This is a genomic window from Microbulbifer sp. GL-2 (genome assembly GCF_007183175.1).
Taxonomy (GTDB): Bacteria; Pseudomonadota; Gammaproteobacteria; order Pseudomonadales; family Cellvibrionaceae; genus Microbulbifer.
Window position 1 is genome coordinate 2,111,384 of sequence record NZ_AP019807.1, and the last position, 14,691, is coordinate 2,126,074.

The window sequence follows — 14,691 nt, forward strand, 5'->3', positions numbered from 1 at the left end:
CCAATTAATATAAATATATTATTAGTTGAGGCGTAATGAGTAAGCGGCTACGGCAATTGCCGTAACCGCTGCTTTTTAATCTATTCAGTATATTACCAAAACCCTATAATCTCAGGGTATTTGCTGAGCAGATTCCATTAAGTCAAGGAGCATTGCTTTCCAAAGGTTTATTTGGTGCTAAGGGGCTATGGTAATAAGCAGAAAGATGGCATTTTTGAGTGGATTAAGGTTGGGGCGCACATGAAACAATGATAAGTTTTAAAGAGAAATTACTAAACGAAGCCGATTTGTATCAAGAGGCGCATGATGCGCTTATGGATATTGCGAAAAGGCTTAACAAGGATGATGTTGATAAATATAGGGAGATATTTAATGAATATGCTGTGTCTGAAATTAAAACAGAGTTGGCAAGAATTTCATATTCAAAAAATTTTGAAATCGGAGATTTGTTCTACTTTGATCAGATTTCAGATTTTCACATCTATGTGATGATTTATGTTTACGCGCTTGATGAAGATCATGATAAGGATATGTTGTGTTCTTATACGCTTATGTTTGATGAAAACCTTGAAGTCATTGATGATTTTATTGGCTGATTAAGGAGCAGTTTTAAGGTTTAATCCGTTGAAATTGGGCCCGATAGATACGTCTTTCGGGGCTTTTAGGTTATGTTTAATTGTCAGAGAGCCTATCTATACATAACCTCTCCCGACCATCAAATAGACGATTTGCACATATAGAAACAGCGACAAAAGTACCAAACCCTGTACCCGCTGCAATCGTAAACATAATCAAAATCTGATATTTCACCGCGATGGTAGGCGCTGTACCGGCAAGTATCTGCCCGGTCATCATACCTGGCAGAAATACAATACCGGCTGCTGCCATCGAATTGATTGTTGGCATTAATCCCGCACGCATCGCATCCCGGCGAAATTCAATACTGGCTTGCCGCCAGGTTTCGCCCAGCATTAGGCGGTTTTCAATAATATCTCTTGAACGCCGCATGCTTTCTGTTAGTCGATCCAGGCCTAGGGCAACTCCGGTCATGGTATTGCCCAGAAGCATTCCCAGCAGGGGAATAGAGTATTGGGGTTGATACCAGGGTTGGGGGCCAATCAGCACCAACAAGCTTAATATTGTGATGCTAAACGCGGAAACCAGCATGGATAAAGTGCCGATAGTAAAACTCCAGCCACCTCGCAGGCGATATTTTTGCCGCGAGACGACTTGTTGCCCGGCAAACAGTAACATCGCCAGCCCAAGCAGGCTGACCCATAACAGGGTGCCAACAGCGAACAGGGCTTCCAGTATGACTCCGACAAGTGCCAATTGAGCCGCAGTGCGCACTGCCGCGATAATCAGTGGCTTGCCGAGCTGTAATCGTGCGATATGGGTACAAATTGCCAGGGCGACTACCAGTGCTGCTGCCAATGACAGCTGCCACCAGGAAAGATCGATCACACTCATTGTGATATCTCCCGCTCCACAAGATGGCTGCCCTGAATCTCAAAATGCCTGCTGCCCACTCGCTGTATCTGTTCTTTACTATGGGCTACCCAGATTACCGGGTATTGATGTTTTTTAATTTTAATAAGCAGCCATTTTTCTACTTTATTAGTGGTATCCGTATCCAGGTTGGCTGTGGGTTCATCCAGTAAAAGCACACTGGGTTCATAGGAGAGGGCACGAATAAGCGCCAAGCGCTGCTTTTCCCCGGAAGAGAGCCGGCTCACCTGCCACCCTGTGGCCTCTGCGGGAAATCCGAATACCTTTAAGGCTTCTTCCATCGGTTTATGAAAGTGTTCACCGACAGTCTCATACCACCAGGCACTCTGTGCCGGTACCAGCATGACTTGGCGACGCCACTGGTGGCCAGGTATTTTATTCTGTTCTATGGCACCAAGAGATATCTCGCCACTATGGGGCTCTATATCAGCCACAGCTCTGAGCAGGCGGCTTTTACCGGAGCCGGAGGGGCCGGATAGGCAGATGACTTCTCCCGGCGGTACATCCAGTGCTATTCTTTCGAGAGAGCCGATACTCAGTGTTTCTAATTTTAGTTGAGGCATATCAAGGGTTACTTGCAAACAACTTTGCCGTTAATGGTTTTTGTTTTCTACCTGCATTCTAAATTGCACAGACATCTATTGTGTGAAATTGACGCATGGTTTGTATGTGGTGGCTAGGTTGGCTGAGGATTAGAAGCCAATCCCGTATTCTGCTCCAGTTTGGCCATACATCCTTTTAGCACTCTTCGCTTCCCTTTGAACCTCCCGCCCCAGTCCGCCATAATCCGCTCCTTCCGAATCGAATAACGAGTGCTGTATGACCGACACCTCTATCTATGAGGCCACAGAGCGCCTGCCGTTAAAGGAGTATACCGAGAAGGCGTACCTGGATTACTCCATGTATGTGATCCTGGATCGTGCCCTGCCGAATATCGGAGACGGCCTGAAGCCGGTACAGCGGCGTATTGTGTACGCTATGAGCGAGCTGGGTCTGAAGAATAGCGCGAAGTACAAGAAGTCTGCGCGTACGGTCGGCGATGTGATCGGTAAGTATCACCCCCATGGGGACAGCGCCGTATACGAGGCAATGGTGCTGATGGCACAGCCGTTCAGCTACCGCTATCCACTGATCGACGGCCAGGGCAACTGGGGCTCGCCGGATGATCCCAAGTCTTTTGCCGCCATGCGTTACACCGAGTCACGCATGGGAAAATATTCAGAAGTGCTGCTGTCGGAATTGGGCCAGGGCACTGTGGATTGGCAGGCGAACTTCGATGGCACCATGGATGAGCCCTGTGTGCTGCCGGCGCGGGTGCCAAATATCCTGTTGAATGGCACTACAGGTATCGCCGTGGGTATGGCCACGGATATTCCACCACACAACCTGCGCGAAGTGGTCAACGCGACAATAGCGTTGTTGGAAAATCCAAAGTCCACTATTGAAGATCTGTGCGAACACATACTCGCGCCGGATATGCCCACTGAGGCGGAAATTATTACGCCGCGGGAGGATATTCGTAAGATCTACACCACCGGCCGCGGCTCTATCAAGATGCGCGCCCTATGGAATAAGGAAGATGGCGATATTGTCATCACTGCGCTGCCCCACCAGGTGAGTGGCGCCAAGATCCTGGAGCAGATTGCCCAGCAGATGCAGGCCAAGAAACTGCCGATGATCAGCGACCTGCGCGATGAGTCGGATCACGAGAATCCCACGCGCCTGGTGATAGTGCCTAAATCCAACCGGGTGGAAGTGGAGGCGGTGATGAACCACCTGTTCGCCACTACCGACCTGGAGCGCAATTACCGCGTCAATATGAATATGATCGGTATCGATGGACGCCCGCAGGTGAAGTCCCTCGATAAGATTCTGCGCGAATGGCTGACTTTCCGCGCTACCACTACCCGCCGCCGCCTGCAGTTCCGTCTGGATAAAGTGGAGAAGCGCCTGCACGTATTGGCGGGACAGCTGATTGCCTTCCTCAATATCGATGAGGTGATCGAGATTATCCGCACCAGTGATGAGCCCAAGCTGGCGTTGATGGATCGCTTTGAACTCACCGAGATACAAGCGGACCATATCCTCGATACCAAGCTGCGCCAGTTGGCACGCTTGGAGGAAATGAAGATACGCGGTGAGCAGGCAGACCTAGAAAAAGAGCGGGACACGCTCACCAAAACCCTGGACAGCGAGCGCCGCCTGAAGACCCTGATCAAGAAAGAACTGTTGGCTGCGGCCAAGGAGTTCGGCGACGAGCGCCGCTCGCCCATCGTTATGCGCGAAGAGTCCAAGGCGTTTAGTGAGGCGGAGCTGCTGTCCTCCGATCCGATTACCGTAGTAGTTTCCAAGAAAGGCTGGATTCGTGCGGCCAAGGGCCATGAGATTGATGCGGCTGCACTTAGCTACAAAGCCGGTGACGGTTTAGGCCTTGCCGTGCGTGGTAAAAGCAATCAGCCCGCACTGTTAATCGATAGTACCGGGCGCAGCTACGCTATTGCTCCCCACACTTTGCCCTCGGCGCGGGGCCAGGGTGAACCGCTCAGTGGGCGTATCAATCCGCCTTCCGGTGCCACTTTCGAGGGGCTTTTGATGGGCCCGGATGAGCAGCGTATCCTGCTGGCCTCCGATGCCGGCTACGGTTTTATCGCCAAACTCTCAGACCTGCAGTCGCGTAACAAATCCGGCAAGGCCATGCTGACCCTGCCCAAAGGTGCCCTGGTACTGCCACCCTGCCTACTGGACAACCCCGAGGATGCCCTGCTGGCGGCAGTGACTTCGGAAGGGCGTATGCTGGTGTTCCCGGTCACCGAGTTGCCAGAGCTGTCGAAAGGTAAAGGCAACAAGATTATCAACATTACCTCGGCGCGCGCTGCAAGCCGCGAGGAAATCTTAGTGGGCGTCTCTGTGCTGACAGGGAGAGACCAGTTAGTCGTCTATGCCGGTAAACGCCATACCAAGATCAAGATCTCAGAAATGGATCACTATCGCGGTGAACGCGGGCGCCGTGGCAACAAGCTGCCGCGAGGGTTCCAGAAGGTCGATCGGGTAGAGGTACTGGAAAAGTAAGCTCCCGTTCCTCGGTGCGCGTAAAGGCGGTCACAGCGACCGCCTTTTTTATTGTGTCCTCGGTTTTGATAAACCACTCATTGATGAAATAATAAGCAGACTTATAATGAGCGCCCTCAAAATGAGGACTGAACATGCCAGGGAAAGATACGCAGGGAATGGATACTGCAGCCGGGATGAGCCTTGAGCTGCACAGTGTGGCACGTTTACTGCGGCGTAACTTTGACCGCCGAGCCAGGGGTCATGGGCTCAGCGGCTCCCGTTGGCAGGTGCTATGGCATCTGTTACGGCAGCAGGGACAGAAGCAAGCTGAGCTGGCTGAACGCCTGGACATAGCGCCGATCAGCCTGGCGCGCCAGCTCGACAACCTGCAACGGGAGGGGTTGGTGGAACGGCGACCCGACCCGCAGGACCGGCGTTGCTTCCGTGTTTATCTTACCGGTCAGGCGGAACCGGCTATTGCCCTGCTAGGAGGCCTGGAACAGAAGACTCGCTCCCAGGCTTTGGATGGCTTCTCCCCAGCGGAGATAAAACAACTGCAGATGCTATTGGAGCGGCTGCGTAAGAACCTGACACGCGAAGAGATTGAATGTGACTGACAAGCTGCACCTGAAGCTGGACCGAGCCACACTGCGCAACCTGGGCCTCACCCTGGTCCTGGTATTTGCCACACTGGCGACCGGCTGGAGCCTGTTTGGCAGTGGCGACATTGTCGAGACAGAGAATGCTTACGTGAAGGCGGATAAAGTCTCCCTGGCGCCAGAGGTTAGCGGTGTGGTTACCAAGGTACTGGTGAGCGCCAACCAGGCGGTGAGTAAGGGCCAGCTGTTAATACAAATCGACCGCACCGCCTTTGAATTGGCTGTGACAGAAGCAGAAGCGCGCTTGTCCCAGGTGCGCAACGACCTGTTGGCACGCCGTGCCGAGTATGCCGAAGCCGAAGCAGCGCTGCAGCAGGCGCGCAAAGATGCGGATTTTTACCGTCGTCAGCTGGAGCGCAATGAGAAGCTGGGCAAAGTGGCGTTCTCCGAAGCGGAGCTTGATAGCGCGCGCCAGCAACTGGAGCGGGCCAGAGCACAGATCACTATCAATGCGGAGAAGCTTTCCAGTCTACGGGCGGAACTGGGAGGCGATCCGAGTGTGGCCTTGGAGGAACAGGCCGACCTGAAGGTGGCCCAGGCACAGCTGGACAAGGCCAGTTACCAGTTGTCGCGCACCCGAATCATCGCTCCTGTGGATGGCACTATTGCCAATACTGTGCCCCAGGTAGGAGAGATGGCTACCGCCGGAATTAACCTGCTCAATATGGTCGGTTCCAGTGGCCTATGGGTGGAGGCAAACCTCAAGGAAACTGAATTGGCTCAGGTACGTACTGGCCAGCAGGCGGAGGTGACCCTGGATGCCTATCCCGACTTCGAGTGGCAGGCTCAGGTGGATAGTATGAGCCCCGTCAGCGGCAGCGAGTTCGCCCCGACCCCCCCCCAAAATGCCAGCGGCAACTGGAAGAAAGTGGTTCAGCGGGTACCGGTGCGCCTGCGCCTCTATCCTTTAAAAGAGGCGCCGCCGCTGCGTGCAGGTATGAGTGCCAAGGTACGTATCGATACCAGTGAGGATGCAAAGGTGGTATCGGCCCGAGCCTCTACCGATGCGAGTGGCAGGGTGGTTTTGTAAAGCGGAATTGTCGCGGGAAATAGCTGTTTGCCCGGCAGGCAGTGGAAGAGGAGTTAGGCCCGCGAGACGGGCCTTGATCGTATTACTGAACTCTCTGCCAGGTCTGGGTGCGGTAGAAGAAACCGAGATAGCCACGTACCTTTAAGGTGTTATCGCCTTCCAGCCAGAACTTACAGTCGTAAACTTTGCCTTTGACAGGGTCCATAATTTCCCCGCCTTCGTACTTATCACCTTTTTTCACCATATCGGTGATTACATCCATACCAACGAGCGGCTTGCCTTTCAGGTCGCCGGGGCAGTTCTCGCAGACAGTGTCGTTGGGTTTCATCAGTAACTGGTCGATCTTGCCGAAATATTTACCGTCTTTTTCATAGATTTCGACGATGGACTTGGGCTGCCCTGTCTCATCATCAATGGTACGCCACTTGCCTACAACATCTGCGGCACTGGCCTGCAGGGCGAACATCAGGCCAAAGGTGGCCAGGAGCAGTTTTCTGATCATTTGTAGGTGTTCCTCTTATAAGTGGTGACCCAAATCTTACATGAAGTCATCACTGGCGACAGCGGGTCAGTCGCCATCGGGCAAAATTTAGCCGTATAAAAACGACATTTGGCCGCATATAGCTGCTTTTTACCTGATTTTTGTATCAGTTTCGTCGCTTTACGAAGAACAGCTGAGGGGAATACGTTTGCCGGACTCTGGCGGAGCCGCGGCCCAGGTCTCGTGCTCCGGGTGCTCTTCGAATGGCGATTGCAGCAATTTGCGCAAGGTACGCAAAGGATGATAATCCCCCTGCCCGGCGGCCTCGATGACCTTCTGTGCCAAATAGTTGCGCAGAATATATTTGGGGTTAACCGCTACCATGGCGCGGTTGCGCGTGCGGGAGTCGCTTTTTTCACGTAGCAAGCGCCGATCGTAGTGTTCTAACCAGAGCTCCAAGGCATTGTGCTGTGATGTGGCGATGCAATCGTGCAGGCCCTCTGGTGGGCGCTCGCAACGATAATGCGACAGGACGCGAAAGAAGCGGGCGTAATCCGCCTCACCCTGATGCAATAGCTGTAGCAGATCGGCGCAAAGTCCCTGGTCCCCATCCTCCTCTTCAATAAGCCCCAGCTTGGCACGCATACGTCCGGCATAAGCGTGAGTCACCTGGGGCTGGAACTGTTCCAGGCAGTCGCGCAGTGCTTCCACGCTGACAAAGCCGGAAAGGGCGTGAGCCAGGGCGTTTAAGTTCCAAAGTACTACGCCCGGTTGCTGCTCGAAGGCATAGCGGCCTGTGTGATCTGAGTGGTTACAGATAAACCCAGGGTCGTAATCGTCGAGGAAGGCGTAGGGACCGAAGTCGAAAGTGTCGCCGATGATCGACATATTATCGGTGTTGAGTACCCCGTGGGCGAAACCTTCGGCCTGCCAACTGGCCGCCAACTCGGCACTACGTCTGGTTGTGAAACGCAGTAGTGCCTCGGCCTGTTCACCTGTGCTGAGTCCCTCGGTATCGGGCACAAAGCGATGGCAGATCTCGCTGATGAGTTGTTGCTGGGCCTGTAATTGCTTGGTGTAAAACAGGTATTCGAAGTGACCGAAGCGTACATGGCTCTCTGCCACTCGAATCAACATGGCACCGCTCTCAACCTGCTCACGGGTTACCGGTTCATCGCTGCCAACGATGCACAGGGCACGGGTGGAGCGGATGCCCAGACCATGCAGGGCCTCTCCAGCCAGATATTCACGAATGGTCGAGCGCAATACTGCGCGGCCATCGCCAAAGCGGGAGTAAGGGGTTTTGCCGGCGCCTTTCAGGTGTAATTCCCAGCAGCGTCCGGCATTTTCTATTTCACCCAGCAACAGCGCTCGGCCATCGCCCAGCTCCGGGTTGTAGACACCGAACTGGTGGCCGGTGTACTTCATGGCGAAGGGGCGGCTGCCGTGGAAGAGCTTGGCGCCAGAGCCCAGCTCGGCCCAGGCTGGATTCTCCGCCTCGGTCGGATCTATACCGAGCAATTGCATCACTTGCGGGTTGGTATCGATTAATTGGGGGTGTTTGAAAGGCGTAGGGTCGATACGGGTGCCAAAAGCATCGCCGAGGTTGGCATAGCGGTGGCTGAGGGTAACGTCGCTGAGCTTCATAGAACCTGGATTTTAAGTAAAAATTTGTGTTGTCCGACAGTAACACCAGCGGCAACATTTTGCGCAACAGTGCCTACACCGCTAACAGGCGCAGAGGGCGTAGCTGGGATTGCCAGTGCAGTTCTTCCTGGTAGAGCAGTTCCTCTATGGCCGGGCTACTGTCCAACCACTCCCGTTCGATTTGCAGGCGGTAGGCATCCCCCTGGTCAGCCAGGTTGATGCCTTGCAATGTGCGCTCAGTGCGGTCGCGATGAATGATACAGCCCAGACGCAGGCACAGCAGCAAATCGGGGCTCGGGTGGAAGCCATAATGCTCTTTGAGCTGCTTGATCCGCCCGCGCTGGTTGCGCACCAGGTAGGCCAAGTGTTCCTGTTCACCTTTGGAAAATCCCGCCAGGTCGGCATGCTTGATCATAAAGGCACCGAGCTTGCGGAAGCTGCTGTGGGTAAGTGCCAGGCCAACCTCGTGCAGCTGTATGGCCCAGCGCAATCGCTGCCGGCCCTCCGGTGGGTATTCGGGGCGCAATTGCTGCAGCAACTTGAGGGCGGTATCACTGACACGGCGGGCTTGGTTGGCGTCTATCTGCCAGCGCTGCACTACCCATGCCACGGTATCAGCGCGCCTGTCGCCGCCGTGCAAACGGCCAGCCAAGTCATGCACTATGCCTTCGCGGATAGCGTAGGGAGAAACCTCCATACGTTGGATATCCAGCTCGCAGAAAATGGCGTGCAAAATTGCCAGGCCAGCGGCGAATACCGGGCGTCGCTCCTCATCCAGGTTGGGCAGGTCCAAATCGGCGATATGTTCTGCTTCAGCGACTTCCTGCGCCAGACGATCGATGTCCTCGCGCTTTATATCCTCCACCTCGCCGCCGTTTAACACCCGCGATACTGCCTTGACGGTGCCTGAGCAGCCCACCACCTCCGCTTCGGTGGCCATATGCTGAAGCTCCTGTAACTCCGCCCGTGCGGCGCGCTGGGCGCGTTTAAAATGATTGACGGTTTGCCTACTGATAATGCCATCGGCGAAGTAGCGTTTGCTGTAGGACACACAGCCCATGTACAGGCTCTGTAATTTTTCGGGGGATTCGCTGCCGCGCACCAGCTCGGTGGAGCCACCGCCAATATCGATCACACAACGCAGTCTCGGTGGACCATCGGCGGCGGCCATGACCCCGGAGTAAATCAGGCGTGCCTCCTCAATGCCGCTGATAATTTCTACCGGTACACCGAGAATAGATTCTGCTTCCTCAAGGAAACCATCGGCGTTGGCTGCTGCGGCACGCAGGGTATTGGTGCCCACCACACGGATATGATCCGATGGCAGCTTTTCCAGAACTGGCTGGAAGCGGTTGAGCGCTGCCAGTGCACGCTCGGAGACTGCCGGATCGAGGTTGCGCTCGGCATCCAGCCCCTCGGCCAGGCGCACCATGGCGCGGTCGGTGTGCAGGCGCACCATGCGCTGGCCACGAAATTCAGCCAGCAAAAGGTGAAAGCTGTTGGAACCCAGGTCGAGCGCAGCGTAGCGTTCTATCGGTGTTTGCATCGACATCCTGGCACCCATGTTTAGTTGAGACGGCAAACTGCTCTACTATTAACTGTATAACCTTGTGCCCGCATTGATTATCCCAATCTGGCGGAACATCGCTCCTGAAGCTGGCGAAAATACGTGTAAATCCCCTTTTCCGCAGCATTGTGTCGACTCTGACCTGTGGTGCACACAGTGAGATAGTTTTGTTTGTCCTCCCCCGGCCTGATAGTGAATATCCTGGGGCCATTGAAATTCACCTGTAGCAGAGTGTCCTTTGCAGATTGCCCATGTTTAACGATACGCCTCTGTACCCCAAAGAACTGAGCTGGCTGTCGTTTAATGAGCGGGTGTTACAGGAAGTGGAAGATGAAACAGTACCCATTATTGAGCGGGTGCGTTTTCTGGGGATTTTCTCCAACAATCTTGATGAATTTTTTCGCGTGCGTGTGGCAGATGTGCGACGCCTTGCAGCCTTTGCCCGTGGCGAACAGCAAAAAAGGCATTTTGCTAAATTACTCGGCCAGATTAATGATCGCGTGCTGCGTCTGCAGCGCCGTTATGCGCGGGCCTATGCCAAGGTACTGGCAGACCTCGACAAGCACGATATCCACGTGGTTAGGGAAACAAAACTAAGCGAGCGCCAGCGCGGTTTTGTGGAGGATTATTTTCACCGTGAAGTTCTGCCTGAGCTGGAACCATTTTTTATTGATGATCGTGAAACCATGCCCCTGCTCAATGAAGCGAGTATTTATTTTGCGATTTTTCTGCGCCTCAAGGATGGTAGCCAGCGCTATGCGGCTATGGAAATTCCTACCAATACGTTATCGCGTTTCGTAGTTATTCCACCTCGAGAGGGCAAGCATGAAAAGGTGTACATCGTTCTCGACAATATTATCCGCGCCTGCCTGGTGGAAGTATTCCGTCATGTGATACCGATTCGCTCGGCGCAAGCCTATATGTTCAAGATCAGTCGTGATGCCGAGTTGGAATTGGGTGAGCAGATTACCCAGAACCTGATAGATCGCATGGAGAAATCCCTGAAGCGGCGCAAGCGAGCAGATCCCGTGCGCCTCGCTTACGATGCGGATATGCCGGAGACATTGCTGAGCCTGGTGAAGAAAAAACTGAAGATGGGCCGCTACGATACTTATACACCGGGTGGTCGTTACCATAACTCCAAAGACCTTATGAAGTTCCCGGCGGATTCTGCCCGCTATATCTACAAATCCCTGGCACCACTGCCGACATTACCTGATGATGAGAGCGCCTTTGCCCATATCTCCAGCGCCGATCGCCTCTATTACTATCCCTACCACGACTTTTGCGTGATCACTAATTTACTGGCTTCCGCAGCTATCGACCCGCAAGTGCGAGAGATCCGTATCAACCTTTATCGGGTGGCGAAAAACTCACGGGTGGTTGCTGCACTAATCAACGCGGTTCGCAACAATAAAAAAGTCATCGCGGTGGTAGAGCTACGCGCGCGATTTGATGAATTGGCAAACATCCACTGGTCAAAAGAACTGGGTGATGCTGGTGTTGAGGTGATTTACGGAGTGCCCGGATTAAAGGTGCACTGCAAGCTGGTTTCCATTGTACGGCGAGAGGAAGGGAAGGATCGATTTTACAGTCACTTAGGTACGGGCAATTTTAATGAAAGCACCGCGCGTATCTATTGTGACTTCAGTTTGCTTACAAACAACCAGGAGCTGGGGCTGGATGTTTACAATGTCTTTGAACTTATCCAGCGCACCCGGCGACGACCGGTATTCCAGCATATTGCAGTTTCCCCGTTGACCAACCGTGCAGCGCTATTGCAGGCCATAGACCGTGAAATTGAAGCGGCGCAGCAGGGGCGTCGTGCTGAGTTGTTTTTCAAGTGTAATAACCTGGTGGACAGCCAGATAGTTGAGCGGCTCTATCGCGCAAGCAGCGCGGGGGTAAAGGTGCGAATTATTGTGCGCAGTATGTGCTCACTGGTGTGTGAAACTCCGGGACTCTCCGATAATATCCAGGTGATCAGTCTTGTAGATAAGTTCTTGGAGCACGCGCGAGTCTATATTTTTTATAATGGCGGTGAGGAACTGATGTGGATGTCTTCGGCGGATCTGATGACCCGCAACCTGGATCACCGTGTGGAGGTCACTTTTCCGGTGAGTAACAGTGGGCATCGTGAAATTGTGCGTAAAATCCTAGAGTTGCAATGGAGCGACAACCAGAAGGCTAGGGTATTGGATGCTGGCCAGAGTAACAGGCGCCTGGCTTGTAACAGCCGCCGGGGTTGCCGTGCTCAGGATGCTATCTACCGTTTCCTCAAACAGCACAGCTCGGCCTGATCGGCTTAGTTCCTGCTAAAGCCCACCAGCTTGCCGCGGTTAAAAGAAAAGCGGTAGCGCTGTCCTACCCGTAGCCACTCGTAGCAAGTGGACTGGATAATCATACGCGGATACTGGGGTGTCACCACCCAGGTATTAAATTCATCTCCGGGGCCGCGACCAATCAGCCAATAGTAGTCCCCTCTCTTGCAGAAGGCGCGCGGCGCACAGCGCTCGCTGCCCCAGACATAGGCATCTACATCGTATTGTGCCGGCAGGCTGCTTTTTTCATGGAAGGGTTGGCGCTCATCACCGGTAAAGGTGTAGAGCGTATCGAAGGCGATAGGGCGAAACCCCTGAGCGGGGGTATTGCAGCTGACAACCTGGGGTTTGCCAGTGATGCGTGCGTGAGGTGGAGGCGCCTTTTCCTTGCCGGCAATGGTCATTTCACTGGGAAGGTAGCCACAGCCGCTGGAGGATAGTAAAGCCAGGGCGGCAAGGGTTACAGTCCATGTAAAAATGCGCACTCATCACCTTTTTAATTAGTGAAAACCTCCTACCAATATAGCCTTAGATTGAGTCCTTACTTTTTACGGGCGATAGCCGGTGCACGGCGGCGAAAGCGCCACTTGCGCCTGTAGGGGAAAGCACTTTCCACATGGCCTGCGCGAATGCGGTCCTGTAGTCGCCTCCAGTAACGGTAGTCGTACAGGTCGCTGTGCTGCTTCTCGAAAGCTGAACGCGCGATGGGGTTGCCGGAAAAGAACAGGCGGAATTCCTCGGGAAAGACATCCGCCTCATCCACGGTGTACCAGGGCTTGTCGGCCAGCTCCTGCTCGGCGGTCTTAGCCTCGGGAATCTTGCGGAAGTTGCACTCGGTTAATGGGCACAACTCATCGTAATCGTAGAAAACCACACGGCCGTGGCGGGTAACCCCAAAGTTCTTCAACAACATATCGCCGGGGAAAATATTGGCTGCGGCCAGCTGTTTGATGGCGTTGCCATATTCCTCCATAGCTTCCCGGGTTTCTTCTTCATTGGAATTCTGCAAGTAGAGGTTGAGAGGCTCCATGCGGCGCTCAACATACAGATGCTTGATGATCACCCACTTGTCATCGATCAGCAGCTTGGAGGGCGCAAGTTTTTGTAGTTCCTCCAGCAGTTCATCGCTAAAGCGATTGCGGTAGAAAATAAAATTGGTGTATTCCTGGGTATCTGCCATGCGGCCGACCCGGTCTGAGCGGGATACAAATTTGTATTTCTCCCGCACGATTTTTTCCGTGACGGTTTTTGGCCGATCGAAGTGGTCCTTGATCACCTTGAATACCACCGGGTAGGAAGGCAGCGTGAATACACTCATCACCATGCCTTTAATACCCGGTGCAATTACGAATTTGTCGTTGCTCACCTTCATGTGGGCGAGGATATGGCGGTAGAACTCCGTTTTGCCGTGTTTATGGAAACCGATGGAATTGTACAGTTCCGATTTTTCCTTCAATGGCATAATGGTGGAGAGGAAGCGCACAAAACGTGAGGGAATGGGCGCATCCACCATAAAATAGGAGCGTGTAAAACTGAAGATAATGCTGGCGGAGTCATTACTGTGCAGCAGGGTATCCACAAAAATGCTGCCGCGGCCATTGTTCAGGCAGGGCAGGATCAAAGGTACAACCTCGCTATTGAAGATCATCCGCCCAACAAGATAAGCGGCCTTGTTACGGTAGAAAACGGACTCCAGCATATCCACACGCAGTTGCTTTTCACTTTCCAGTTCGGCTAGTGGTTTTCCACGCAGAGCCCTGCAGATATTTTCGATATCCCGCTGCATATTTTCCCAGGGCGTGGAAAAGCTGAAATCCCTGAGGATATCCTCAATCATGTTTTCTATACCACCACGCCCGCTGTAGCTGATATAGATGCTGTAATCACGCAATGGCTTATCATCGAGCGTGCGCGAGGGTTTGACAAAAATATTGCTGTCGTGGATGTTGGCGTGCTCGAACTGACTGCAAAATACCGAGTTAAAGAAAGTTTCGGCAATTTCGTAGTTACTGTGGCTGGCGATCAACTGCGCATAAGTGGCGCGGGCATCCCGCCACAGGTCCAGTTGGCTGGTGTCCTTACTGGTGACGGAATGCACCAGCTTGAGCACCTGGTTGACCTTGGTCTTGTACAGGTCGATCCGCTCTTTATTGGCCTGGTGTGCGGCCTGCCATGAAGCGGTCTCAAAGCGTGCCTTGGCGCCTAGAGTGATGTTCTGGTAGTCTGCAAAATACGCGTCAAAACCATTTAGGATGGTCTTTGCGATGCGGCGGGCGGTCGGTGAGTGATTGGTCATGCACTAGACTTTTTTACTGAGTTACAGGTTAAGCTTTTTCACAGAGGAAACCATTCCCTGTGGAATCCGGGGTTCCCGGGCCATGTCTGCTGTGGCGCTTGCTGGTCTCCCCGCGGCAGGGAATAAGCGG

The 14,691-nt window shown here is 53.5% G+C and carries 12 protein-coding genes; 5 read left to right on the forward strand and 7 right to left on the reverse strand.

Annotated elements, in window-relative coordinates:
- The first annotated feature begins 248 nt into the window (after positions 1-248).
- Entirely contained in the window at positions 249-596 is a 348-nt protein-coding gene (locus GL2_RS09210; protein ID WP_143730373.1) for a hypothetical protein, read from the forward strand.
- Between the two features lie 76 nt (positions 597-672).
- Here GL2_RS09210 and fetB read toward each other — a convergent pair whose 3' ends face one another.
- Both fetB and GL2_RS09220 read right to left on the reverse strand, forming a co-directional pair.
- Complete coding sequence (fetB, locus tag GL2_RS09215) at positions 673-1,470, reverse strand: iron export ABC transporter permease subunit FetB (RefSeq protein WP_143730374.1); 798 nt, start codon at positions 1,468-1,470, stop codon at positions 673-675.
- The gene (locus GL2_RS09220; protein WP_143730375.1) at positions 1,467-2,072 is read right to left on the reverse strand and encodes an ATP-binding cassette domain-containing protein; all 606 of its coding nucleotides are present in this window, start codon (positions 2,070-2,072) and stop codon (positions 1,467-1,469) included. The genes fetB and GL2_RS09220 overlap by 4 nt, the downstream gene beginning before the upstream one ends.
- A gap of 256 nt (positions 2,073-2,328) precedes the next feature.
- On the opposite strand from GL2_RS09220, the gene parC reads away from it, so the two are divergent.
- The 3 genes from parC (at position 2,329) to GL2_RS09235 (ending at position 6,249) form a co-directional block, all read left to right on the forward strand.
- A complete protein-coding gene (gene parC / locus GL2_RS09225) occupies positions 2,329-4,578 on the forward strand; it encodes a DNA topoisomerase IV subunit A (protein ID WP_143730376.1) in 2,250 nt (749 codons plus the stop codon).
- A gap of 134 nt (positions 4,579-4,712) precedes the next feature.
- Entirely contained in the window at positions 4,713-5,177 is a 465-nt protein-coding gene (locus GL2_RS09230; protein WP_143730377.1) for a MarR family winged helix-turn-helix transcriptional regulator, read from the forward strand.
- The gene (locus GL2_RS09235; RefSeq protein WP_172621100.1) at positions 5,170-6,249 is read left to right on the forward strand and encodes an HlyD family secretion protein; all 1,080 of its coding nucleotides are present in this window, start codon (positions 5,170-5,172) and stop codon (positions 6,247-6,249) included. The genes GL2_RS09230 and GL2_RS09235 overlap by 8 nt, the downstream gene beginning before the upstream one ends.
- 82 nt (positions 6,250-6,331) lie before the next feature.
- Here the strand turns inward: GL2_RS09235 and GL2_RS09240 are convergent, their stop codons facing one another.
- The 3 genes from GL2_RS09240 to GL2_RS09250 all read right to left on the reverse strand — a co-directional run bounded on the left by GL2_RS09240 (position 6,332) and on the right by GL2_RS09250 (position 9,923).
- The gene (locus tag GL2_RS09240) at positions 6,332-6,751 is read right to left on the reverse strand and encodes a DUF2147 domain-containing protein (RefSeq protein WP_143730379.1); all 420 of its coding nucleotides are present in this window, start codon (positions 6,749-6,751) and stop codon (positions 6,332-6,334) included.
- A gap of 159 nt (positions 6,752-6,910) precedes the next feature.
- Positions 6,911-8,377 carry a YdiU family protein gene (locus tag GL2_RS09245; protein WP_143730380.1) on the reverse strand — a complete coding sequence of 489 codons (1,467 nt, stop codon included), beginning with the start codon at positions 8,375-8,377 and terminating at the stop codon, positions 6,911-6,913.
- 73 nt (positions 8,378-8,450) lie between these two features.
- On the reverse strand, positions 8,451-9,923 hold the full coding sequence (locus tag GL2_RS09250; RefSeq protein WP_143730381.1) for a Ppx/GppA phosphatase family protein: 1,473 nt from the start codon (positions 9,921-9,923) through the stop codon (positions 8,451-8,453).
- A gap of 272 nt (positions 9,924-10,195) precedes the next feature.
- On the opposite strand from GL2_RS09250, the gene ppk1 reads away from it, so the two are divergent.
- Positions 10,196-12,244 (forward strand): polyphosphate kinase 1, encoded by a 2,049-nt coding sequence (gene ppk1 / locus GL2_RS09255; protein ID WP_143730382.1) that lies wholly within the window; start codon positions 10,196-10,198, stop codon positions 12,242-12,244.
- Positions 12,245-12,249: 5 nt separating this feature from the next.
- On the opposite strand, the gene GL2_RS09260 is transcribed toward ppk1, so the two are convergent.
- Positions 12,250-12,750, reverse strand: a complete 501-nt coding sequence (locus GL2_RS09260) for a hypothetical protein (protein WP_143730383.1) — start codon at positions 12,748-12,750, stop codon at positions 12,250-12,252.
- A gap of 56 nt (positions 12,751-12,806) precedes the next feature.
- Entirely contained in the window at positions 12,807-14,561 is a 1,755-nt protein-coding gene (gene aceK, locus GL2_RS09265; protein ID WP_143730384.1) for a bifunctional isocitrate dehydrogenase kinase/phosphatase, read from the reverse strand.
- Positions 14,562-14,691 lie beyond the last annotated feature (130 nt).